Genomic DNA, 23570 nt, shown 5'->3' with positions numbered 1-23570 from the left:
ATCTATATACCCCATTTAATATATTATGAATACCGATAGCTTATTCAGGCCGTTCAACCTGAAATCATTGAACATACGAAACCGCATTGTAATGGCTCCCATGACGCGTTCATTTTCGCCCGATGGCGTGCCAACCGATAATGTGGCTGCTTATTACAGCAAACGCGCCGAGGGTGAGGTTGGCCTTATCCTTTCAGAGGGTACTGTAATCGACCGTCCTTCATCATCAAACGATGCCAACGTTCCTCACTTTTATGGTAACGAGGCTTTGGCCGGTTGGCAAAATGTGGTTAACGGCGTGCATGCTGCGGGCGGCGCTATGGGCCCACAAATTTGGCACATGGGTGTAATGTATAACCATGCATCGGGCTGGGTGCCGCCAGTACCTTTCGAAGGCCCATCAAGCTTAAACAACCCTAATCTCGAAAACGGCCGCGCCATGACCGAGAGTGATATTGCAGATACCATTGCCGCCTTTGGCCGTGCCGCTGCCGATGCTAAACGTTTAGGTTTTGACACCGTTGAGCTGCATGGTGCACACGGATACCTGATTGACCAGTTTTTTTGGGAAGGCACCAACAATCGTAATGATGCCTGGGGTGGAAAAACACTGCCCGAGCGTAGCCGCTTTGCCATTGAGGTGGTTAAAGAAGTGCGTAAGCAAGTGGGCGAAGATTTTGCAGTGATACTGCGCCCTGTCGCAATGGAAACCATCGGCTTATGATTTTAAACTGGCCGGTACACCACAAGAAATGGAAGCCTGGTTGAACCCGCTGGCTGATGCCGGGGTTGACATTTTCCATTGCTCGCAACGCCGTTTTTGGGAACCTGAGTTTGAAGGCAGCGACCTTAACTTTGCAGGTTGGGCTAAAAAACTGACCGGCAAAGCTACCATTACAGTGGGTTCGGTTGGTTTAACCGGCGAATTTTTGGCAGCCTTTGCCGGCGAAAGCTCACAACCAAGCTCGTTAGATGAACTGCTGCGCCGCATGGACCGTGGCGATTTTGACCTTGTAGCCGTTGGCCGCCCGCTGTTATCAGATCCGCAATGGGTAAAAAAAATACGCGAAGAGCGCACCGATGAACTAAAAGGCTTTAGTAAAGAAGCTTTAGCTGAGTTGGTGTTAGCTTAATATATTACCACTTAACGAAAAGGCTGTTTCAATTAATTTGAAACAGCCTTTTTAGTAAAATCAGGATTCGCAATAATCTAAGTATGTTTAACCTGCTGCATATATTTTTTGTGCAGTAATTCAATATAATCCATCGCTTCTTTTGAAAACACGTAGGGCTTGGACTTGTCTTTTTTTGCGGCCTCATTGTACACCATAAAAAAGTAATATGGGTCTTCAATACGTTTCAGCAACTTGCCTTTCAAACCGTTCTTTTCTATATAATAAGCCATATAAGTACCCGGCACATGGCCGCTGGTGTACGCAGTTCCTTTCAAATAATTCCTGAACTTAATTACCGTATCCATTTTGGCATTAAGCTGCAGCATCGAGTCGAGGTGCGGCATCACCGGTTTAGCTTCGTTGTAAAATTCTTCAAAGTAACGTTGAAAAGGCAATAAAGTCTTTGCGGTATCGGTCATGTATTTCTTGTCTACCATGTCGGCACTTCCTTCGTTCAAAATAGCATACATTACCCGTGTTGCGCTTTCATCGCGGTGGTCGGGTTTTAAATCTGGTACAGGTTGTAGCGCATGGTGCAACTCGTGGCCGCCTAAGGCCCCCAACTTGTTGCTATCATTAAAATACGCACACATCAGTGTGTAAATAATCCAGTTGTTTTGCGCATGTGCATCGTTATGTATAGGTATTATGGTAAATATGTATTGCGGTAGTTTGATATGAGCACGTTTGGGTAAAGCTGTATATGCATACTTATAAAGCACATTAAAATAAGCTTGCGGGTCGGCAGTTATTTTTTGCAGATAAGCTTTCATACCATCCTCGTGCTTTTTGTATTGATAAATGGTGTAAGTAAGCCAATAGTTTAATGAATCTTTTAGGCGGCGTTGCAGTATCGCATCTTTTTGAGGCATGTAAACTATCTGCATGTTTTTACGGTAAGCTTCATAATAGGATTGGTCTACCCCCTGGTCGGCCATATAGGTTTGTATGGATTTATCCTGCAAAAACGTGTTCCAGGTGTCTCGACTTAGACTATCACCTTTGCGCAATTTGTCGGTAATTTCAAAATATCGGTCACATAAGGAGGCATCAATACTTTGGGCAAATAGTGCTGCCGATTGAATAACTATAAGCCAGAAGATAAATATTATGCGTTTCATTTTTAGGTATGTTTTAATTATGATTTAAAAATGTCTTTTGTTATGAAAACAGTAAAAATCATTATCCCAACACCCCAATATGTTATCCCAAACAGATAAATGCAAATGCGGAACCAGCATTTTATTCATATTTGCAACTCATGAAATGGATAACCCGCGAATACCCCAAAATTGACCGCATTGCCACACCGTGGCTTATTAAAAGGTTTGTAGATGTTGATGCCGAATTTATTTACGTACCGGCGCGGGAGGTGAAGCAAAAAGCTGTGGAACTTGATGCTACACCGTTTGATGTGCCTGATGTTGAGTTATCACACCATAACGACCTGTGTACATTTGATGCTGTTATACAAAAGTATAATTTGAAAGATGAGGCCTTGAGAATAATGGCCGCTATTATACGCGGTGCCGATACTGATGCTCATCATTTGGCACCACAAGCCGCAGGGCTATGGGCTATATCGGCCGGGCTTGCTTATAACATCAAAAACGACCATGGACTATTGACCCAAGGCATGATTATTTACGATGCCTTATATAGCTGGGCCAAACATTTGCAAGGCGTACGGCATACCAATAACCCTATCGACCAGTTGTTACTTAACGTTTATAACAATTATCTTAAAGAACAAAAAGCCGCCAAAGTACCCGGCTGGGTAACCGAAATAAAAGATTTTATACAAGACCAGCTCGACATTAACCTTACCCTGAGCCTGTCCGATGTATCGAACCAACTCAACGTTCACCCGGCTTACCTGTCTCGCGAGTTTTCCAAATACTTTGACAACCAAACCTTTGGCGACTATGTACGTAAGATGCGTATAGAAAAAGCCATATCCTTTTTACAATCTACCTCCTACTCGTTATCAGAGATAGCCTACCTAACAGGCTTTTCAGACCAAAGCCATTTTACGCGAATTTTTAAGAAATATACTGGACAAAGCCCCTCTATATACCGTAAAATGCTCAAAAAAAGTAAAACAGATACCAAAGGTTAAAACGGTTCTATTTTTACTTTACCGCAGTTCATAGCATTGCATCATAAACATATGCTATGAATTTTAAACTTTACATGATCGCCTTAGGTACTACCATTTTAACTGGCTTATTTGCTGCGCAGCTAAAAGCACAAACAAACACTTTGGTTACTTACCCCAAAATAACAGGCTATGTAGGAGTACTGCACCCTATTGTGACTTTTGACACTAACGGCAGCCACACTAATTTTAATGGCAGCTATACAGTTGGCATGCCCACCGGTATTAATATCTGGAAAAGCGCCGGAGTAGGTTTTTCGATGGAGATGGTGCCCATTATCCGGGCAGAAAACGGCACGAGTAAGATGAATAATTTTTTATTTCACCCGGGGATATTGTTAGCCTTGGGCAAGGGGTATACCTTTGCCGGCAGAGCCGCTTTTGAAACCTCTGGCCGGTACGGACTAACACCTGTATTAAATAAAACGCTCATCAAAAATAAAAACACCAGCTATTTTGCAGCTATTCCGCTCCCACTTCGTTTTGGGAATGATAGACCCACCTCTTTTACTATTGGCTTTCAGTTCGGTATTGCGTTTTAACCGCTATACGGCAATTGAATATAAAACGTGGTCCCTAAGCCGGGTGTGCTCTCAAACCATATTTTGCCATTGTGTTTTTCAATGATACTTTTTGATATTGATAAGCCTAAGCCAAAAGGCTGTTCGCCGCCGGTGCCTACCCTTTTAGCGGGAGTAAACATCTCAAATACGCTGTCTTTATCTTTCTCGGATATGCCAATGCCATTATCGGCAACAAATATGATGATATGGCTATCGTCATGCTTAATTCCAACTTTAATTTCGGCATTTGGACGACTGAACTTAATGGCATTTACAATTAGGTTGTTTAAAACCCGCCATATTTTTTCATGATTAACCCGGCCCATAATATTCGGATCGGCACTTTCAAAAATAATTAGCTGATTTTTTTCTTTGGCCTTGAACTGCAAAAGCTCAACCGAATCGTATACTAATTTTCTTAAATCAACCGATTCTGTTTCCAAAACTTCATTTTCGTTTGCCAGGCCCGATTTCAGCAGCTCATTGATCATCTCCATGGTAGTAATCCCGGTCGATTCAATTAATTGCAGCAGGTGACGATTTTCCTCCGAAACTTCTTCCTCGTCCAGCAACACGGCAGCCAAGCCCGTCATGCCCCAAATCGGGTTGCGCAGGTCGTGCGCCATAACCCGCATTATACGAATGTAGTTTTGATTGGCGTGTTCTAACTCTGCAAGCGCTTGTGCTAACTGCTGGTTTTGCGTAAGCGAACTTTGGTGCAGCTTCCGGCTACGTTTAAGGTTGCGATAAACTAAAAAAATAATTATTAAGGCCAGCAAAGCAATGATCATACTTCCTGCCAAAAACACTCTCTTTATTTGATTGTCATTCTCCAGTTTAGTAACCGCTCTTTGCTGCCCAAATGAATTAAGCTCCCGTTTAATATCAAGCCTGTTTAAAGACATGCTTACATTGTCGAGCGAATCTTTTAAACGAATGTAAGTTTCCTGATAACGGTATGCTTGAAGCACCAAGCCTTGCTTAAACAAAAACTTAGCATACAATTTATTCCACAGCACCTCTAAGTCGAGATTTTGGTCTGCAAAACGCTCGAGACGCAACCTGCTTTGGTTAAACGCGGCCTTAGCATTTGGATATTCCCCGGTTTGGGTATAGAGATCGGCCAGTTTAAGATAAGGCGGTATTTTGATACCGTCCTGCTCGTTTTGAGTATATGATATACTTTTAAGTAGATATTTGCGGGCAGAATCTATATGATGTTGCGTCAAGTTTAATCCGCCCAAGTTATCGTATAATACCGTACTTGCCGAATTTACATCAATCCCTCTCTTTTGAGCTTCATTAATTAGTTCAACATCCTTTATATAATAATACCTGGCACTATCATAAATTCCGGCACGTTGATAAGATACACCTGCACTGTTGAGCACACTTTGCAGCGTGTAAAACTGTTTTTGAAACGGATAGTTAGCTACGCAGGATTTGATGAGATTATAATTTTCGGCCCATAATTTAGCTGCCGCTTTATAGTTTTTTTGATTGTAATAAATACTGGCCATGCGTACCGAGAGGAAACCATCTTTGCAATTACCATTGTTTAAAGTTTGCCGGGCCTGATAAAAATATTTAAGTGCGGTGGTATACTGTTTTAGGTATACACTTATTTCGCCGCGGCACAACAGTGCCTTGTAATAGTGATTAGGAAACTCTTTTCTGCGCTGCTGAGTTGAAAAAAAAGCTAAAGCACTATCAGCGTACTTACACTTTAAATTATTGTCGTCCTCAACTTGCGATAGCAGGCAATAGTAATCTGCAATTACCGGATCTTCATTCTTAATTTTAGGTTTTAAACCTTTTATAAGCTTTAAAACACTGTCTCTATTGACAGTGCCCGGCAAGTTTTCTGCTAATCTCAACTGATCCTGAATGTCAGCATCAGCTCCTTGAGGAGTTTGCCTGCATGAAATGAAAAAAATTACAGATAAGGTTAGAACTACAAACCCCGGTCGTAAAGAAAACAAAAACTTCATTAACAATTATTGAGTTGCAATAGTTGGGCTTATAATTTTTTCTAAATATAACTAAAAAAGTATTTTCGGGGTATTTCAATAAGATTTTGCGGATATACGAGGAGTTTTCAGGTAAACACAAATATAAAAATCACACCTTTCAAAGTACTCATGTTTGAATTTTGCAATTAATTGTTTGCAAATTGCAATTGCTTGAAATTTGTAACGGTTAACTTTGATGTATAAAAATTCACCACCATGAGCAAGGCCGAAACTTTAGAAGATTTTTACAGCCAAAAATTTAACTACTTGCCGCAAAACCTGCAACAGGACATTGGCCACTTTAATGTTTTTAAAACAGAGGATTGCTATAAACCCGATGCCAAACCTATAGTATACGCTCGCCGGGATTTTTATAAAGTAAGCCTTGCTAAAGGGCACAACCGCTTCCATTATGCTGATAAAAGCATTGAGGTAAATGGTTATACCTTAATATTTTTCAACCCGCAGGTTCCTTATACGGTTGAAAGCCTGTCTGATGAGCATACAGGCTACTTCTGCATATTTTCCAAATCGTTTTTTGCCGATAAATTGCGCGGGGCGCTGAGCGATCTACCTATGTATGCCCCTGGAGGTAAACCGGCCTATATACTTACCGAAGAGCAGTTTATGCAAGCCGGCGACATATTTAAAAAAATGCTTGAGGAAATAAACTCCGACTATGCCTTTAAGTATGATTTGATACGCAACTACCTTACGGAACTTACTCACTTTGCGCTAAAGACCCGTCCGCAGGAAAGTTTGTACCAGCACCCGGATGCCAAATCACGTATTACGGCGGTGTTTACCGAACTACTTGAACGCCAGTTTCCTATCGAAACGCCGTCGCAACGATTTACCATGCGGTCGGCTAAAGACTTTGCCTCGCAGCTATCGGTACATGTAAACCACCTTAACCGCGCCATTAAGGAAACCACCGGCAAAACCACCACCGATTTGATTGCCGAGCGCATTACCAGCGAGGCAAAATCACTACTACGCCACACCAACTGGAACGTATCAGAAATTGGCTATTGCCTTGGTTTTGAAGAACCTGCACATTTCAACAACTTCTTTAAAAAGCAAACACAAATTACGCCATCTAAGTTTAGATTGGCGGCATAACCCCACCCTAACCCTCTCCACCCGAGGCGGAGAGGGTATTTAGTTACTTTCCGTTTTATACCTTCCCGCTCATTGGAAATAGCCCGAGCAGTGTTACAGCATGAGCATTACTTTTAGGCTCTTTAACCTACCAAGCCAACGGTATTTTTACCCTACTTAAAAAGAAGTACTTTCAGCATCAAAAAAATATTTTACCTGGTGCCACGCACGCTATCCCCTTGCATTGAATAAGTTATATAGTACAGCTCTCTTTAAGCGCAAACTCCCCGTACTTATTCGCAAAACCTCGCAAAACCACAAAATTACCCCATAGTTCTTTGTTATTCCACGGCAGGTTTTAAGTGCTTTTTGCCAAGGTTGTTTTAACATTGTTTGAATTTCGCAATCATTGGGTTGAATTCTGCAAACGGTTGCCTCCTCGCCATATTACCTTTGTATTATCAAAAACAAACAATTAACAAAGGCTATGAAAACAACTAAAGTATGGTTTATTACAGGTGCTTCTAAAGGTTTTGGTTTAAGCCTGGTAAAGCAGTTATTAGCACAAGGTCAGCCGGTTGCGGCAACCTCCCGAAATATAGATGAACTTAAACAGGCCGTTAACTCTACATCTGCCCTTTTCCTGCCTTTACAGGTTGAACTAACCAGCGAAGAAAGTGTAAACCGGGCCATTACCGAAACCCATGCCACCTTTGGCAAAATAGATGTGGTGGTAAACAACGCCGGTTACGGTATAGGCGGCAGCATTGAAGAATTAACCGACGAAGAAACCCGCCACAGCTTTGATGTAAACGTATTTGGTACGCTTAATGTAATTCGTAAAGTGATGCCTTACCTGCGTAAACAGCAGTCGGGCCATATTATTAACCTATCGTCAATTGCGGGTATTGCGCCGGGAATGGGCTGGGCTATATATGCGGCTACAAAGTTTTCGGTTATAGGCCTGTCGGAAGTTTTGGCGCAGGACGTTAAAGACTTTGGTATTAAAGTAACAGTGGTTGCACCAGGGGCATTCCGTACCAGCTTTTTAAACGCCGATTCGCTGGTGCTTACCAAAAACCCTATTGAGGAGTATACCGCTGTGCGGGATGTGCACGCCCGTTACCTGCAAATGGATGGCAAACAAGCCGGCGACCCCGAAAAAGCGGCCGCAGCCATGATCGAACTGGCTTACGAGCAAAACCCGCCGCTGTACCTGCTGTTGGGAAGCGATGCTTACGACCGCGCCATGCACAAACTCGAAACCCTGGAAAAAGAGTTTCGCCTGAACGAAGAACTTAGTAAATCAATGGCCTACCAAGGCTAATTAAACAACGTTAATTACCTAAAAACAAATATACCATGAGCACTCAATCAAAAGTATGGTTTGTTACCGGAGCCTCTAAAGGCTTAGGACTTACCTTAGTTAAAAAATTACTTTCATTAGGCCACTCAGTTGCTGCAACATCACGCAACGCCGATGAATTGACCAAGGCTGTAGGCGATACGCCCGCAAACAGTTTCCTGGCCTTAGCCATGAACCTTAAATCAGAAGATAGTGTAGCCGAAGCTGTTAACAAAACCATTGAGAAATTTAACCGCATTGATGTGGTAGTAAACAATGCCGGTTACGGCCTGTTAGGCGCACTGGAAGAGTTGAGCGAGGCCGAAGCCCGCGATAACTTTGAGGTAAATGTATTTGGCTCTTTAAACGTTATCAGGCAGGTATTACCGCAATTACGCAAACAGCAATCGGGCCATATATTAAACATTGCCTCCATTGGCGGCTTTAGCGGCAACTACCCTGGTTTTGGAATTTACTGTGCCACCAAATTTGCCGTGCACGGCTTTACCGAGTCACTGGCGGCTGAAGTTAAAGAGTTCGGCATCCACGCAACCGTGGTATCACCGGGTTACTTCCGTACCGAGTTTTTAACATCAGGATCAATGGGCACACCTCAAAACCCGATAGCGGAGTACACGGCAGTGCGCCAGTCGCAACAGTTCCATGAGCAGGATATGAACAATAACCAGGCAGGTGATCCTGAAAAAGCATCCGACGTAATGATCGAAGTAGCATCATCGCCTAACCCTCCCCTGCACCTGTTTTTAGGCCAGGATGCCTACGATGTAGCCTATGCTAAAATAGAGGCGGTAAAAACCGATCTGGAAAACTGGAAACAGCAAACCATAAGTACCGGGTTTACCAATTAATAAAAAAGCGGCAGGGAGGCTGTAACAATTACCTCCCTGCCTGCTCTAAACAATGTAGGAAAGCAATCATCATCTAAAACTTATACAATATGCATTTTGAACCCTGCTTTTTAATAATGGACTTATTTAAGCTGGCAATTGCAACCGGCGCCAGCTACTTATTGGTTAACAGGTATTTTGCTAAAACTGCTAATAACTAATCCTGTTAACTCTATTTTTCCGGTACTATATATAACTGCAAAAGGCCTCATTGATAATCAATGAGGCCTTTTGCAGTTATAAGCAAGCTCTTTCCCCTGCCAAGCAATCAAAATATAATCACGTCTATCACGCATTAACCTAAAATTGCCATCAAATAAATTTCAAACCCATTAATATTTTATTTTCAGTATTTATTGAAAGTTCAGTATTTTAATTGTATTTGTTTTATGGAATTACTTAGTCACATAAAACATATAGTAACTGTTGCCGGACTGGCGCAAATTGCATTGGTACTGGGCAGCGTATTTATTCCGCATATATTAAAATGGAAGGCGGCACTCAACGGCGTTCAACCCCTTATTAAAAAGCTGTTTTGGACGTATGCTGTATACATTTTATGTATCAACTTATCATTCGGGCTGTTATCGGCATTGGCTGCGCCCGACCTGGTTAACGGTACTAAACTGGCCACGTTGGTTAGCGCGTTTATAACTATTTACTGGCTATCCCGCGTACTGGTACAATTCTTTTATTTCGACAGGTCATCCTTCCCCACCGGCTGGTTATATATACTGGGCGAGGTTGCTTTGGTTTGCCTTTTTATAATGCTCACTTTAACCTATGGTTTAGCCTTTTACCTCAATGTAAACCAGTTATGATCACGTCACAACACATTATTGGCTTTTTTATCATTAACATTTTTACCGCCTTATTAGGCTATGTGTTATTAAAACAAAGGCTGTTAAAAACAGCATGGTTGTTTATGCCGTTGGTTTTGGCCGCTACCTATTTTCTTTTTAGGCATGAGCCTCCTGCACTGTTAATGCTGGCCATAATTGCAGTAACGTTTACAGCCATTAAGCCAATTCCTGCTATAATCGATTACCGTAACAAGCCAACAAACCTTACCCTTAAACAATGGCTTACCTTTGCACTGGCTTGGGCGGGTATGCGTGTGCAGCCTTTCGAAAAATTGGATTCGGCTCCCCTACCCAACGCTCAACAAAACACCCGTTTTGGGGTAAGCCGGTTGATGATAGGCTTAGCTTTTGTTTTAGTTGCCTATGTGCTTAAATCGTTTCTCATTATTACTCCGCTTACTTATGGTTTAATAAGCTGCCTGATACTTGTTGGCTTTAGTTTTATACTACACTTTGGCTTGTTAAGCATAAGCACAGGCACGCTCCGTAAGCGCGGTGTAAATGTGGGTTTGTTATTTAAATCTCCGGCAAGGGCAAAAAGTTTAGCCGATTTTTGGGGTAAGTGCTGGAACCTGGCCTTTAGCGAAATGACTTCGGTAATTATTTACCGGCCGTTAAAAAAACACGTTGGCGCGGCATGGGCGTTGCTGGCTTCGTTCATGTTTTCGGGTTTGTTGCATGAAGTAGCTTTAAGCCTGCCGGTAAACAACGGTTATGGCTTGCCTACGCTGTACTTTTTATTGCAGGGCATAGTAGTACTTATAGAAAAACGGTGGCTACAAAATTCGTTTATGCTAACACATCCATTGCTATGTAAAACATGGACTTTTTGCTGCATTGTTTTACCAGCCCCGCTCTTGTTTCATGCTCAATTTATACAGCATGTAATATGGCCTGTAACCGGTATAAGTTTATAACTTTGATGCTAAACACCTATCACTTATGAAAATTGCCGTATTTAGCACCCACCAGTACGATCAGGACTTTTTTAACGAGTTTAACCCCGGGCATGAAATTACCTATTTTGTTTTACCGCTTAACGAGCAAACCGTTGCACTAACACAAGGCTTTAATGCCATTTGCATTTTTGTGAACGACACCGTTAATGCCGCTATACTGCAAAAACTGCATGATAATGGTGTGCGATTGATTGTACTGCGCTGCGCAGGTTTTAACAACGTAGATATTAAAACAGCCACTGCATTAGGTATGCCCGTGCTTAGGGTACCGGCCTACTCGCCCGAAGCTGTAGCCGAACATGCCCTGGCCTTAATATTAACACTCAACCGCAAAACACATAAAGCTTATAACCGCGTGCGTGAGGGCAACTTTTCGCTCGAAAAACTGATGGGGTTTAACCTGCACAACCGTAAGGTGGCGGTTATTGGAACCGGCAACATTGGTAAAGCATTTTGCCACATACTTAAAGGTTTTGGCTGCCACGTAAGCGCCTATGACATTTATCCGGACGCGGGTTTACAGGCACAGGGCATTGTATATGGCACGTTAGAGGAGACTTTGGCCGATGCCGACATTATATCGTTACACTGCCCGTTGATGGACAGCACCCGCCACATGATTAATGCCCAAACGCTTGCCCTGTTTAAAAAAGGAGCTATGCTTATTAATACAAGCAGAGGCGGATTAATTAACACGGTGGATGTAATAGAATCATTAAAAAACTGCCATTTGGGTTATTTAGGCCTGGATGTTTACGAACAGGAAGCCAACCTTTTCTTTAATGATTACTCCGAAGACGTGATACAGGATGAATTGATCACCCGCCTTATCTCTTTCCCTAACGTGCTCATCACATCACACCAGGGCTTTTTTACCCGCGAAGCCATGGAGCAAATTGCAACCATAACATTTGCCAATATTGATGCGTTTGTTAAAGGCGAAGAGTTGCTGAACAGGGTTAATTAAGTGCATAACATCATGCTTTAACTTTTGCAGGGATACAAAAACTGCCCGTAACCTTACGGCTACAGGCAGTACGTACAAAGACTGGGCAGCCTTGCACGGCGATCAGAAGTTTTATATTTTAGAAATGGCCTGAGGTAAACTAACCGTAAATACGGTACCGTTTCCGGTGGTTGATACTACCTGTAAATTACCTTTTAAACCATCTATTAAATGTTTTACCAAAGCTAAACCAAATCCATACCCCTGCTCTCCGCCGGTTCCGGTGGTTGATTCACCCTGACCGCTCAAAATCTGCTGTATTTTATCAGGACTTAAACCCACGCCCGAATCCTCTACCTTAATTTGTAAGCTACGGCCTTGATCAACAGCATCAATTGATAAATGAGTAGATACAGAACCACCCTCGGGGGTAAACTTAATAGCGTTTGATATAAGGTTACCTACAATTTGTAGTAACTTATTTTTTAGAAAAGGAATGTTTTGGGTATCGGCACTGGTGTTTACCGTAAACTTTATTTTTTTATTTAATGCCTGGGGGGTGTATAATTTGATGAGTTTTTCTTTAAAAGTTACCTGATTAAATTCATCGTTCCCTAACTTATTGGCATTCTCGGCCGGCACCGCCTTTATGCTCAATATTTCATCGGCCAGTTCTAAAATAGAGTGCCCGCTCTTTTGAATAAGACCTATAAATTCCAGTACCTCTTCCATGGTGTTCTCGTCGCCCTGCTCGCTAATAATGCGTGCAAGGCCAATAATACCACCCAACGGACCACGTATATCATGCGCAACACGGCGCTGATTTTCAGTAGCCTCGTTGATTTGTCCACGCATGCTTTCAATTACCCGCAATGCCCTAAGCCTGTTAACGATCTCGTCGGCTATTATCTTGAGCATTTCAATTTTTTCGGGAGAAAGTACGCGTAATTGAGTATCCAGTACACATAAAGCACCCAGGTTTACACCATTATCGGCACGCAGGGGCACACCGTAATAATAACGCAGGTTGGGATCGCTGGTTACATAAAACTTTTCTTTAAAGCGGTCATCGGCAGCAAGGTCTAAAACCTCGTAACCTTCATCCTGCATTATAGTGTATTGGCAAACCGAATCTTCGCGGTTCATCTGGTCAAGGTCGAGACCGTAATTTGAAACCGTCCATTGTGTAAACGAATCAATTAAATTTACCATTGAAATTTCGGTACCTGCAATTTTTGCTGCAAGTTTGCTCAGGCTTTTCAGGTTATCATTCAAAGCCGAATAATCTAAATCCAACTCGGCTAAAACTGTAAGCCTTTCCATTTCGTTGGCAGGCACGGGCGCTGTTAAAGTGTCCATAACTTTGGGTTCAATAAATTAATCAGGGAGTATTATTCAAGAATAATACCATATTACCTTTTACTTAAAGTTGCAGAAAAAAGTTATAACAAAAGTAATAAAATTATCTCATGTGATAATTTTATTCTTTAAGCATTAAGCAAGTATCATTTAACTATATGAAAATATTTCAGCAAAACATAAAACTTAGATTACGGCCGAGGGGATTTCACCTCATTACGTCCGAAATTGTGCAAGCATTTCCACAATTAGCGGAAATACAAACCGGCATTTGCCAGGTATTTATACAACATACCTCGGCATCGCTTACTATAAATGAGAATGCCGCCCCCACCGTACGGCAAGATTTTGAAACTTACTTTAACAAAGCCGTGCCCGAAAACGACCCCGACTACCTGCACACCGATGAAGGCCCCGACGATATGCCCGCCCACCTCAAAGCGGCTATGCTGGGCACATCGATAATGATACCCGTACATAACGGAAGACTGGCGCTGGGCATGTGGCAAGGCATATATTTATGCGAGCACCGGGATTATGGTGGGGCAAGGAATGTGGTGGTAACGGCGTGGGGAAACCCCTCCTAAATCCTCCACCAAGGAGAGGACTTTAAATCTAATTTTTGTGGGAAGCCTTCTTTCTTAAAGCCCTCTCCTTTGGAGAGGGTTGGGTGAGGTTAATAATTCAAATACTTCCGCTTATACTCTACCGGCGTTACCCCTTTTATCTTTTTAAAGTGACGATAAAAGTTGGAGATATTATTAAAACCGCAATTAAAGCAGATGAGCTCGGTGGTGAGTTTGTTTTCTACCAATTGGCGGCAGGCGTGACTAATGCGTATTTCGGTTAAAAAATCGTAATACGTTTTATTGGTCATGAGCTTAAAGTAGCGGCAAAACGAGGTTACACTCAGGTTGCTCAGTGCCGAAATTTCTTTAAGCGTAATATCGCGCTTATAGTTGGATAGCGTGTAAGTGTAAATATTGCTCAGGCGCTTATCATCCAGATCAGTATTTTGCTGAAACGCGCTGATCTCGTTTACAATGGGTTTATACTCGCTGGTTTCGGCCAGCTGCTTCATAATCGACATCATGATGATGATACGGTCGAGGTTGGTAGCCTCAATAGCCTGCTTCATCAATTCAACAACCTTTTCTTTGGCCTCGCCGTTAATGATCATACCGCTCTTTGCCCGTTCAAACAAACGCGGTATTACATAGGCTTCAGGCAAATTCAAAATATCTTTACCCAGGCAGGTGGGCAAAAAGTGCATTACAATAGCCTCAATTTTCAGTTCCGAATTAGGCTGATAATACTCTTCGCGGCAGCGCCAGGCATGGGGCAGGTTTTCGCCAAGCAAAATTAATTCGCCCGAAGCAAAATTGCCTATGTTATCGCCAATAAAGCGTACACCCTCTCCTTTTATATTATAGTGCAGTTCAAGTTCTGAGTGGTAATGCCATATGTTGCCATAGTTGGGCATAACATCGTGCCTAACACTAAACGAGCTCTCAATTTTGCCGGGTAGTTTACGATAAAGCGGCTTCATAACTGGTTCCTGTAAATATAGCTAAACTCTAAATTGCGGTCAATATTATATAAATTATCCATTAAATTGTACAAGAGTGTTTAGATTATGCTAAGATGATACTATTTATAGAAAAAATACTACAAAGATTAAGCAGCAACCTTTAATATGTTTGTGAATAAGTAACCAATAATCAAACTACAAGCACCGCTCGTATTATCTTGAAGTTACCTTACTAACCCAGGTATAACAAAGCTTATACTCAGTAAGTAATTAATTTTTAAGCGCCTTGCGTTAACAGCGGGCATATTTTGTATGATTTTGGGCTACCTGTTATAATACTATATGGTTCCACAACTACTAAAAATTCATTTTCCGGGTAAACTGGTTTTCGGCAATGGTTCGTTAGCTAACCTTATTGATGAGGTATTGCCTGCCGCACGCGAAGTTCTTATTATTACGATTACCCCACTGCTTTCACAGCTGGAACCCTTTGTAACCAAACTGAAAGAGGCGGGTGTAACTGTACATATTAATACCGATATTAACCAAGAACCCTCATTTGCCGATTTTCGTGCATTGATGGATGGTTTTGAGGGCACCAACCCCGATGTGGTGTTAGGCATTGGCGGTGGCAGTGTGCTGGATATTGCCAAACTGGTAGCCGCCCAGTTAAAAAATGATCAGCCTTTAGAGGCCATTGTAGGTAACGGTCTGCTTAACGGCCGTGCAATCAAACTCATCTGCGTACCTACCACATCGGGTACGGGCAGCGAGGTATCGCCCAATGCTATTTTGGTTGATGATGAGCATCAGAAGAAAGGCATTATCAGTCCGTTTTTAGTGCCCGATGTAGTTTATGTTGATCCGTTGCTAACCATTGGGGTGCCCCCTGCCATTACAGCAGCCACCGGTTTAGATGCACTTACGCACTGCCTCGAGGCCTACACCAACAAATTTGCCCAGCCTTTCATAGATGTATATGCCTACGAAGGCATGCGCCTGATAGCCGAGCATTTGGTTGCTGCGGTAAAAGACGGTAAAAACGAAGAAGCCCGTTCGCAGGTTGCCATGGGCAGCATGCTGGGTGGTTTTTGTTTAGGTCCGGTTAATACGGCTGCGGTTCACGCGCTTTCTTATCCGTTAGGTAGTACTTTCCACTTGGCACATGGCTTATCAAATGCCCTGCTACTGCCTTATGTAATGGAATTTAACGTACCTGCCGCGCCACAGCGTTATGCCGATGTGGCCGTAGCCTTAGGCTGCGAGCGCCAGGCCGATCATTTGAGCACCGCCCAAGCGGGTATTGCCAAAATACGCGAACTGATTGCCGCCTGTGGTATACCGGCTACTTTAAAAGAAGTGGGCATAACCAAAGATGTTATACCACAACTGGCCGATGAAGCCATGGTGATACAACGCCTGCTGGTGAACAACCCGCGCCACGTATCGCGCGAGGATGCTATTGATATATATACCGCGGCCTTTGAATAACGGTTGCTGAATTAGAGTTGATTTAAAACATGGTGTAAGCACCAGACTATATAAATGAAGATACAAAAGAAATACAAAGGCACGGTTGTTCCGCTGGTAACGCCACTTACTGCCCGGTATGAGTTAGATGAGGGTGCGGTAGAGCGTATTGTACACAACCTGTACAACAACGAGGCAATGCCTTTTATTTTAGGCACAACGGGCGAATCAGCTTCGTTACCTGCGGCTTTAAAACAGTCATTCATTAAAAAAACGGCTGCTTTAAAACAGGCAGGTACCGATTTTTATGTAGGTATATCGGGCAATTGTTTCGAAGAAAGCGTTGAACTGGCCAAAACCAGTTTAGATGCCGGTGCTGCTGCGGTTGCGGCCACCCTGCCCACGTACTACCACCTGTCGGAAGAGCAAATGAAGGACTACTTTGTTAGTTTGGCCGAGGCTGTTAACGGTCCGCTGATTATTTACAATATACCGGCAACCACACACATGTCAATTCCGCTGGAACTGATCGAGGAATTGAGCTACCACGAACATATTGTAGGCACCAAAGATTCGGAGCGTAATGATGGCCGTTTGGAGCGTTCGTTAGAGTTATGGTCGAAGCGTGAAGATTTTAGTCACTTTTTGGGTTGGGCAGCCAAATCGGCCTACGCCCTACTTAACGGCGGCGACGGCTTAATTCCGAGTACCGGAAACGTAGCCCCCGAAATTTATTGCGAAATGACCAAAGCCGTTGTAGCAGGTGACACCGAAAAAGCGTATTACTACCAGCACCTATCTGATACGCTGGGCAACGTATACCAATCGGGCCGTACCCTGGGCGAATCGTTACGTGCACTTAAAGTACTGATGCAGGAAAACGGCTTGTGTGAAGCACACATGATGTCGCCTTTAGGGGCATTACATGAGCGCGATGAGCAAAACCTCATCAAAGCCTATTATCAACTTTTACAACAAGAATCTACTGCATTTAAACAGCCAACCCATGCTTGATAAACATATTATAGGAATTACCATGGGCGATCCGGCCAGCATTGGCCCCGAGATTGCCTTAAAAGCGCTTACCGAGCAAAAAATATACGACATTTGCCGCCCTATTATTGTGGGTGATGCAGGTGTGTTTAAGCACATTAATGAGAGAATTGGTTTAAACTTAAACATCAATGTTATACAAAGCGTACAGGAAGCCAAATTTGAAATTGGCAGCCCGGATGTTTTAGACCTGAATAACTTTGATGTTGATAAGCTTGAATTTGGTGTTATATCAGCCTCGGCTGGTGATGCTTCTTTCAAATCGGTTACTAAAGTTATTGAGCTGGCTATGGCTGGCGAAATTGATGCTACCGTTACCGGTCCTATCAACAAAAAATCGGTTAACGAGGCTGGTCATCATTATGCCGGTCATACCGAAATTTATGCCGAGTACACCGGTACTAAAAAATACGCCATGCTTTTGGTTGAAGATAGCATGAAGGTTATTCACGTTTCAACCCACGTATCGTTACGTCAGGCTTGTGATCTGGTTAAAAAAGACCGCATACTTGAGGTTACCGAACTGCTGCACAACGGCCTTATTAGCCTTGGCGAAACCAACCTTAAAATTGGTATTGCAGGCTTGAATCCTCACGCAGGTGACTCGGGCTTATTTGGCACCGAAGATGATGCCGAGATACTCCCGGCAGTACAGGAAGCCCTTGCACGCGGTTATGATGTGGAAGGCCCTGTTCCGGCCGATACCATGTTCTCTAAAGCCGCTACCGGTTATTACGGCGGCGTTGTGGCTATGTATCATGACCAGGGCCACATTCCTTTCAAGCTTACCGGCTTTAAATGGAATCCCGAAAAGAAACAAATGGACAGCGTAAAAGGCGTGAATATAACTATGGGCTTGCCAATCATCCGTACCTCGGTTGATCATGGTACCGCTTTTGAAATTGCAGGTAAAGGCATTGCCAGTCCTGACGCCATGATTTTAGCCATTGAATCGGCAGTGCAATTGGCCCACCATAAAACCACAGCTACGGTATGATGATAGCCGTTATTGCGGATGATTTAACCGGTGCCGCCGAAATTGGCGGCATTGGCCTTCATTATGGCCTTAAGGTTGAAATATCGCGCAATGTAAATGCGGCTACCACAGCCAATATGCTGGTAATTAATACCGATGCACGCTCATTAAAAGAAGCAGATGCCATTGAGGTTACCCGCAATGTTAGCCAGCAACTCAAAGCTTTAAACCCCGATTTTATTTTTAAAAAGATAGATTCGGTTATGCGCGGGCATGTTATTGCCGAAATTAATGCGCAGTGCGAAGCTATGGGTTTAAGCCGTACCATTGTTGTGCCGGCTAACCCTACACTTGGGCGTACCTTGGTTAAGGGGCATTATTACATTAATAATGTTCCGGTGCACCAAACCAGCTTTGGGTACGATCCTGAGTTTCCGGTGGAGCACTCGCATGTGCTTACCCGCTTTAAAACCGCTGCCCATCAAATGGCCGTGCAGCCTCACCATGTAAATTTAAACGGTAAAAGCATTGTTGTAGGCGAAGCTGAAACCCATGGCGATTTAGCCAACTGGGCAGATAAGCTAAAGCCCGGTACACTGGCCGCCGGAGCAGCCGGATTTTTTACCGCCTGCATGGATAAACTGTTTGCAGCAGGAAAAAGTAACAATAGCATAGGCGATTTTAAATTGACTGGACCGATATTGTATATTAGCGGCAGCACGTTTAAACCGAGTGCAAACCTGGTTGAAAAATTACATGCAGAAAATGGTCCGGTGAGTTATATGCCAGAACTGTTGATGCAGCCGGGCAATGCCGAAGAAACTCTTTTAAACTATTGGGCCAATGAAACCGCAGGTTTTATAAGCCAACAAAATAAAGCCGTTATGAGCATCTCCGTTAAGGATGATGATCATAACGGTGATAATGCTGTACATCGCCGCACCCAGATGGCACTTGCTGTAAAAAAAGTTTTTGAGCAGGTTGGGGTGCGCGAACTGGTAATTGAAGGAGGATCGACAGCGGCAGCAATATTCGACGCGCTGAACATTGACACCATCAACCCTGTGCAAGAACTGGCGCCGGGCGTTATCAGGAGTGCAGTAACTAAACCATATGCTAATTTGCACGTCACTTTAAAGCCCGGCAGTTACCGCTGGAGCAATAAAGTATGGGCATTTTAATTTACTAAACCGAACCAAGCTAAATTATGAAGCCCGTTTTAGGCATAATAGATTACACTATTATTATTGGCGTATTGCTTTTAACCCTGTATTTTGGGTTACGCTATGCCAAAAATCAAAACACCACCCAATCGTACTTTGCTGCAAAGGGGCGCGTACCGGCGTGGGCCATCGGCATGTCATTACTGGCTACACTCATTAGCAGTGTTACCTTTTTAGGCTACCCCGGCGAAGGCTTTTCCTCAAACTGGATCTTGTTAGTACAAGGCTTAATGGTGCCTGTTGTATTGTTAGGGGTTATATGGTTTATTGTGCCGCTTTACCGTAAGGTTATTGGTTTAAGCACCTACGAGTATTTTGAAAAGCGCTTTGGTACGGTTGCCCGCTATTACAGTTCTATTGCCTTTGTATTAAGGCAGTTTTCGGGCATGGGTACCGTTTTCTTTTTGTTGGCTGTAGCTTTAAGTAACATGACCGGCGGTAACACCTTTGCTATCATTGTGATAACCGGTTTAATTATCATAGCTGTAAACCTCATGGGCGGCATTGAAGCCGTAATATGGCTCGATGTATTTCAGGGTTTTATGTTGTTTGCCAGCGGTATTGTGGTTTTACTCGTATTGCTGTTCTCGGTTAAAGGCGGCATTTCCGAAATATGGAGCGTGGCATCGGCCAATAACCGCACAGGTTTTGGCCCGTATGATGTTGATTTCAGCAAGCTTACCTTTGTTGTAATGGCCATTAATGGTATGTTTTACGCCATTCAGAAATACGGCACCGATCAAACTGTTGTACAACGTTACCTTACCGCAAAAGACGATAAAGCAGCCATCAGAGCATCATTACTGGGCATATCGCTTACCGTACCGGTTTGGACACTGTTTATGTTCATAGGTACCTGCCTGTTTGTATATTACAAACAAAACCCATTGCCTGCGGGTGTAAACTCTAATGGCGTATTCCCCTACTTTATCATAACACAATTGCCTACCGGCGTGGTTGGTTTCATTTTAGCCGCCATGATTTCGGCCGCCATATGCAGTCTTAGTGCCGATTTAAACTCATTGGCCGCCGTAGGTGTTGAAGATTATTATAAAAAATTGCGTCCTAACCGCCCCGATCATGAGTACCTTTTTGGTGGTCGTGTAATGGTGGTATTTTCGGGTTTGTTATCTATGGCTATCGGCATGTTGTACATCAGTATAGGTAATGAGGGAGTACTTGGCGTAGTATTTACGCTTTATGCCATCTTCTCGGGCGGTATCGTAGGTATCTTCCTGTTAGGCTTATTGAGCTCGCGGGCAAACCGCCAGGGTGTTAACATTGCTATTGTGGTTTGTATTATTTTCACCTCTTACGCATTTTTAACCTCTACCCCTATTGGCGTTGGCGAAAACAAAACCTTGCTGCTTGATTTGGGTAAATACAACTTTACGCACAATAAACTTATGTTGGGCGTGTACAGTCACCTCGTAGTTATTTTTGTGGGATATATTGCCAGCCTTTTCTTCCCCAAACCAGAGCTCGACCGCAACCTGCTTTTCAGCGGATGGCGCGAAACCCGTCGTAAGGAAAAGCAATTGGAACTGGAAGAAGCTTAGTTGGATTTCGGAGGTCGGATTTTCGATTTCGGATTTATTCTTTTCACTGTATTCCACCCTGTCATTTCGAGGTACGAGAAATCTTTTCGAGGCGATTAGCTTAGCAATTTGAAAGAGTTCGATTACTATTGTTCGATATGACATGCTTGTTATTGTATATTGTTCACTAACACGGCTCCTTTAAACCATCCGGTCTTTCACCAGTCGAATTTTAACTTTTTGACTCATGGAAAAAGCATGGCATTTAAAAAATTCAAAATTGAACATTTGAATTTCGAAAAACTTACGAACCTGCCATGCAAGACTCCCGTATAATGAGGCAAAAGTTTATATTTTTACGTCCTCTATGAAATATTTTCTCGTTGTAATTGCAGCTATGGTTATGTTGGTAAATGAAGCACACAGTCAGGCCGAATTAGCTCCCTGGGGTAACATTACCGGCATACGCAAGCAAGGCCAGTTACTGCGTTTCGAAACCAGTTTGCAATACATTAAGAGCGATGGCGTACAAATACTCACCACCGCCCGCGAAAGGCAACGCCCCGTATATAACCGCAACGGTAACCAACAGATAGTTAATACCAACCTTGATAGCCTTTATTTCGAAAATACAGTTACCGAACAAGGCAGTACCAAGGCCCAGGCCAATGTAAAGTTAACTGCCCATGCCGATACTAATTTTGTGGGTGCTTATTTTATGGTAAGGCTACCCCTTGCACCCGATAACGCAATACAATTAAAACTAACCGATGATGATAAGCCGGTTAATACCTCAACCCTAACTACTGCTGCTATCAAAGGCCTGAGCGGAACTATGGCAAAGGGTTTTGAGTTTAAATCAGCCAACCTGGAACTCAAAGTAAAAAGCAACGACCGCGATTCAATACTGCTGCGTAAAGACGAAAAAACGGGCGAAGTACTGGTATATTTTACCATACGTGCAGCATCTATAAAAAAAGGAGAATCGATACAAAAAACTTATAAAATTGAAGCCAATGGCGAGGTGGATAAATCACCTGCTACCTTAACTTTAAATACCGCACAGCAAGGCCGTAAGTTTGACGGTTTTGGCGGCAATTTCAGGCTGCAAAACCCTACTACCGACCCGCAGGTAATAGATTACAGCCTCAACAACCTGCCATTGGCCTGGAGCCGCGTTGAAATGCCATGGCGTTTTTGGCAACCTAACAAGGATATTAATCCATTGGACCTTGCCCAGCAAAACCAACTACCATCACAGGTAACCGATGCTATGAAAATGGCTCAGCGGCTTGGAATAATTGGCTTGCCGGTAATTGTATCGGCATGGTCGGGCCCTGATTGGGCTATTGAAGGCACTTTTCACGAGGGGCCTGTTAACAACATTTGGGGCAACCCGCTGCGCAAGGAGGTAATGACGGATATTTACCGTTCGCTTACCCGTTACCTCACTTACTTAAAAGACAATTATGGCGTTGAAGCTAAATACTTTTCGTTCAACGAATCGGACCTGGGTATTAACATCCGTATGACGGCGCAAGAGCACGCGGAGTTTATAAAAGGCTTTGGTGCTTATATGGAAAGCAAAGGTTTAAAAACTAAACTTTTACTGGGCGATAATTCGGATGCAAACAGCTGGTTGTTTTTAGATGCGGCGATGAAAGACCCGGCCGCTAAACCTTATATCGGCGCCATATCCTTTCACTCATGGCGTGGTTGGGAAACTGGAACGTTACAAAAATGGGCACAGGCCGCAACACAAATGAACGTGCCGCTTTTGGTTGGCGAGGGCAGCATTGATGCAGCTGCATGGCAATACCCCATCATTTTTCAGGAACCTGTTTACGCTATCGACGAAATTAACTTATATACCCGCTTACTGGCCATTTGTCAACCGGCATCCATACTGCAATGGCAGCTAACTGCCGATTACTCGCCACTTGCAGGAGGTGGTATATTTGGCGATAACGGGGCGTTGCGTCCAACCCAGCGTTTTTGGAATTTAAAACAGCTGGCATCTACTTCGAAAGACCTTTATGCCATGCCCTTATCCAGCAGCAATAACGATATATCATGCGCCGCATTGGGCGATAACAGCAAGGGAAATTACACGCTGCACTTAGTAAATAACAGTGCCGAACGCCCGGTTACGATCACCGGCATCCCTGCATCGGCCAAAAAGTTTAAGATAATGATTACCAATGCCGAAAACAGCGCCAAAGAAGCGGGCAGCAAAAAAGTAACCAACGGGCAGTTACAGTTCAAACTACCTGCTCGGAGCTACGTAACGCTGGTAAGTGAGTAGTTTTTTGATTGTGGACTCGGGATTTATTTATTGTAATCCTATGTCCTATCATGTCATTTCGAACGATAGGTAGTTTTCTCCTCTG

The 23570-nt window shown here is 43.3% G+C and carries 19 protein-coding genes and 1 pseudogene; 16 read left to right on the top strand and 4 right to left on the bottom strand.

What is annotated here, in order from left to right:
* Positions 1–25: 25 nt before the first annotated feature.
* Positions 26–1133 (top strand): annotated as a pseudogene (locus QE417_RS23255) (NADH:flavin oxidoreductase).
* A 77-nt stretch (positions 1134–1210) separates the two neighbouring features.
* Here QE417_RS23255 and QE417_RS23250 read toward each other — a convergent pair.
* The gene (locus QE417_RS23250; RefSeq protein ID WP_311954392.1) at positions 1211–2296 is read right to left on the bottom strand and encodes a DUF5700 domain-containing putative Zn-dependent protease; all 1086 of its coding nucleotides are present in this window, start codon (positions 2294–2296) and stop codon (positions 1211–1213) included.
* Positions 2297–2436: 140 nt separating this feature from the next.
* On the opposite strand from QE417_RS23250, the gene QE417_RS23245 reads away from it, so the two are divergent.
* Positions 2437–3294 carry a chromate resistance protein ChrB domain-containing protein gene (locus QE417_RS23245; protein ID WP_311954390.1) on the top strand — a complete coding sequence of 286 codons (858 nt, stop codon included), beginning with the start codon at positions 2437–2439 and terminating at the stop codon, positions 3292–3294.
* 56 nt (positions 3295–3350) lie between these two features.
* A complete protein-coding gene (locus QE417_RS23240) occupies positions 3351–3875 on the top strand; it encodes a hypothetical protein (protein ID WP_311954387.1) in 525 nt (174 codons plus the stop codon).
* Here QE417_RS23240 and QE417_RS23235 read toward each other — a convergent pair.
* Positions 3872–5773, bottom strand: a complete 1902-nt coding sequence (locus QE417_RS23235) for a HAMP domain-containing sensor histidine kinase (protein WP_311954385.1) — start codon at positions 5771–5773, stop codon at positions 3872–3874. The two genes, QE417_RS23240 and QE417_RS23235, sit on opposite strands and share 4 nt — an antisense overlap.
* A gap of 351 nt (positions 5774–6124) precedes the next feature.
* On the opposite strand from QE417_RS23235, the gene QE417_RS23230 reads away from it, so the two are divergent.
* The 6 genes from QE417_RS23230 (at position 6125) to QE417_RS23205 (ending at position 12051) form a co-directional block, all read left to right on the top strand.
* Positions 6125–7030, top strand: a complete 906-nt coding sequence (locus QE417_RS23230; RefSeq protein ID WP_311954382.1) for a helix-turn-helix domain-containing protein — start codon at positions 6125–6127, stop codon at positions 7028–7030.
* A 466-nt stretch (positions 7031–7496) separates the two neighbouring features.
* Positions 7497–8336 carry an SDR family NAD(P)-dependent oxidoreductase gene (locus tag QE417_RS23225; RefSeq protein ID WP_311954380.1) on the top strand — a complete coding sequence of 280 codons (840 nt, stop codon included), beginning with the start codon at positions 7497–7499 and terminating at the stop codon, positions 8334–8336.
* A gap of 35 nt (positions 8337–8371) precedes the next feature.
* Positions 8372–9223, top strand: coding sequence for an SDR family NAD(P)-dependent oxidoreductase (locus QE417_RS23220; protein ID WP_311954379.1), 852 nt, complete (start codon positions 8372–8374; stop codon positions 9221–9223).
* Positions 9224–9651: 428 nt separating this feature from the next.
* Positions 9652–10083 (top strand): hypothetical protein, encoded by a 432-nt coding sequence (locus QE417_RS23215; RefSeq protein ID WP_311954377.1) that lies wholly within the window; start codon positions 9652–9654, stop codon positions 10081–10083.
* Positions 10080–11042, top strand: coding sequence for a wax synthase family protein (locus tag QE417_RS23210; protein ID WP_311954374.1), 963 nt, complete (start codon positions 10080–10082; stop codon positions 11040–11042). The genes QE417_RS23215 and QE417_RS23210 overlap by 4 nt, the downstream gene beginning before the upstream one ends.
* A gap of 25 nt (positions 11043–11067) precedes the next feature.
* Entirely contained in the window at positions 11068–12051 is a 984-nt protein-coding gene (locus QE417_RS23205; protein ID WP_311954372.1) for a 2-hydroxyacid dehydrogenase, read from the top strand.
* 111 nt (positions 12052–12162) lie between these two features.
* Here QE417_RS23205 and QE417_RS23200 read toward each other — a convergent pair whose 3' ends face one another.
* The gene (locus QE417_RS23200) at positions 12163–13389 is read right to left on the bottom strand and encodes a sensor histidine kinase (protein WP_311954368.1); all 1227 of its coding nucleotides are present in this window, start codon (positions 13387–13389) and stop codon (positions 12163–12165) included.
* 158 nt (positions 13390–13547) lie between these two features.
* Here QE417_RS23200 and QE417_RS23195 point away from each other — a divergent pair, with 158 nt between their 5' ends.
* Positions 13548–13976, top strand: a complete 429-nt coding sequence (locus tag QE417_RS23195; RefSeq protein ID WP_311954366.1) for a secondary thiamine-phosphate synthase enzyme YjbQ — start codon at positions 13548–13550, stop codon at positions 13974–13976.
* A gap of 89 nt (positions 13977–14065) precedes the next feature.
* On the opposite strand, the gene QE417_RS23190 is transcribed toward QE417_RS23195, so the two are convergent.
* Positions 14066–14938, bottom strand: a complete 873-nt coding sequence (locus tag QE417_RS23190) for an AraC family transcriptional regulator (RefSeq protein ID WP_311954364.1) — start codon at positions 14936–14938, stop codon at positions 14066–14068.
* Between the two features lie 324 nt (positions 14939–15262).
* Between QE417_RS23190 and QE417_RS23185 the strand changes: the two genes are divergently transcribed.
* The 6 genes from QE417_RS23185 (at position 15263) to QE417_RS23160 (ending at position 23485) form a co-directional block, all read left to right on the top strand.
* Positions 15263–16411 carry an iron-containing alcohol dehydrogenase gene (locus QE417_RS23185; RefSeq protein WP_311954360.1) on the top strand — a complete coding sequence of 383 codons (1149 nt, stop codon included), beginning with the start codon at positions 15263–15265 and terminating at the stop codon, positions 16409–16411.
* 54 nt (positions 16412–16465) lie between these two features.
* The gene (locus tag QE417_RS23180; RefSeq protein ID WP_311954359.1) at positions 16466–17404 is read left to right on the top strand and encodes a dihydrodipicolinate synthase family protein; all 939 of its coding nucleotides are present in this window, start codon (positions 16466–16468) and stop codon (positions 17402–17404) included.
* A complete protein-coding gene (pdxA, locus tag QE417_RS23175) occupies positions 17397–18440 on the top strand; it encodes a 4-hydroxythreonine-4-phosphate dehydrogenase PdxA (protein WP_311954356.1) in 1044 nt (347 codons plus the stop codon). Before QE417_RS23180 ends, pdxA begins: the two co-directional genes overlap by 8 nt.
* Entirely contained in the window at positions 18437–19600 is a 1164-nt protein-coding gene (locus QE417_RS23170; RefSeq protein WP_311954353.1) for a four-carbon acid sugar kinase family protein, read from the top strand. Before pdxA ends, QE417_RS23170 begins: the two co-directional genes overlap by 4 nt.
* A gap of 26 nt (positions 19601–19626) precedes the next feature.
* Positions 19627–21201 (top strand): sodium:solute symporter, encoded by a 1575-nt coding sequence (locus tag QE417_RS23165; protein ID WP_311954349.1) that lies wholly within the window; start codon positions 19627–19629, stop codon positions 21199–21201.
* 346 nt (positions 21202–21547) lie between these two features.
* The gene (locus QE417_RS23160; RefSeq protein ID WP_311954347.1) at positions 21548–23485 is read left to right on the top strand and encodes a hypothetical protein; all 1938 of its coding nucleotides are present in this window, start codon (positions 21548–21550) and stop codon (positions 23483–23485) included.
* Positions 23486–23570: the final 85 nt, after the last annotated feature.

It is taken from the genome of Mucilaginibacter terrae (genome assembly GCF_031951985.1).
Lineage (GTDB): Bacteria > Bacteroidota > Bacteroidia > Sphingobacteriales > Sphingobacteriaceae > Mucilaginibacter > Mucilaginibacter terrae_A.
The sequence above is the reverse complement of the archived record's forward strand: the minus strand, read 5'-3'. Positions and strand labels throughout refer to the sequence as shown.

What these genes read in the sequence shown, in the direction of transcription:
- QE417_RS23240 (WP_311954387.1), top strand. Translation starts at nt 3,351, where the DNA reads ATGAATTTTAAACTTTACATGATCGCCTTAGGTACTACCATTTTAACT.
- QE417_RS23205 (WP_311954372.1), top strand. Translation starts at nt 11,068, where the DNA reads ATGAAAATTGCCGTATTTAGCACCCACCAGTACGATCAGGACTTTTTT.
- QE417_RS23210 (WP_311954374.1), top strand. Translation starts at nt 10,080, where the DNA reads ATGATCACGTCACAACACATTATTGGCTTTTTTATCATTAACATTTTT.
- QE417_RS23215 (WP_311954377.1), top strand. Translation starts at nt 9,652, where the DNA reads ATGGAATTACTTAGTCACATAAAACATATAGTAACTGTTGCCGGACTG.
- QE417_RS23195 (WP_311954366.1), top strand. Translation starts at nt 13,548, where the DNA reads ATGAAAATATTTCAGCAAAACATAAAACTTAGATTACGGCCGAGGGGA.
- QE417_RS23220 (WP_311954379.1), top strand. Translation starts at nt 8,372, where the DNA reads ATGAGCACTCAATCAAAAGTATGGTTTGTTACCGGAGCCTCTAAAGGC.
- QE417_RS23225 (WP_311954380.1), top strand. Translation starts at nt 7,497, where the DNA reads ATGAAAACAACTAAAGTATGGTTTATTACAGGTGCTTCTAAAGGTTTT.
- QE417_RS23180 (WP_311954359.1), top strand. Translation starts at nt 16,466, where the DNA reads ATGAAGATACAAAAGAAATACAAAGGCACGGTTGTTCCGCTGGTAACG.
- QE417_RS23230 (WP_311954382.1), top strand. Translation starts at nt 6,125, where the DNA reads ATGAGCAAGGCCGAAACTTTAGAAGATTTTTACAGCCAAAAATTTAAC.
- QE417_RS23200 (WP_311954368.1), bottom strand. Translation starts at nt 13,389, where the DNA reads ATGGACACTTTAACAGCGCCCGTGCCTGCCAACGAAATGGAAAGGCTT.
- QE417_RS23250 (WP_311954392.1), bottom strand. Translation starts at nt 2,296, where the DNA reads ATGAAACGCATAATATTTATCTTCTGGCTTATAGTTATTCAATCGGCA.
- QE417_RS23190 (WP_311954364.1), bottom strand. Translation starts at nt 14,938, where the DNA reads ATGAAGCCGCTTTATCGTAAACTACCCGGCAAAATTGAGAGCTCGTTT.
- QE417_RS23185 (WP_311954360.1), top strand. Translation starts at nt 15,263, where the DNA reads ATGGTTCCACAACTACTAAAAATTCATTTTCCGGGTAAACTGGTTTTC.
- QE417_RS23165 (WP_311954349.1), top strand. Translation starts at nt 19,627, where the DNA reads ATGAAGCCCGTTTTAGGCATAATAGATTACACTATTATTATTGGCGTA.
- QE417_RS23170 (WP_311954353.1), top strand. Translation starts at nt 18,437, where the DNA reads ATGATGATAGCCGTTATTGCGGATGATTTAACCGGTGCCGCCGAAATT.
- QE417_RS23245 (WP_311954390.1), top strand. Translation starts at nt 2,437, where the DNA reads ATGAAATGGATAACCCGCGAATACCCCAAAATTGACCGCATTGCCACA.
- QE417_RS23160 (WP_311954347.1), top strand. Translation starts at nt 21,548, where the DNA reads ATGAAATATTTTCTCGTTGTAATTGCAGCTATGGTTATGTTGGTAAAT.
- pdxA (WP_311954356.1), top strand. Translation starts at nt 17,397, where the DNA reads ATGCTTGATAAACATATTATAGGAATTACCATGGGCGATCCGGCCAGC.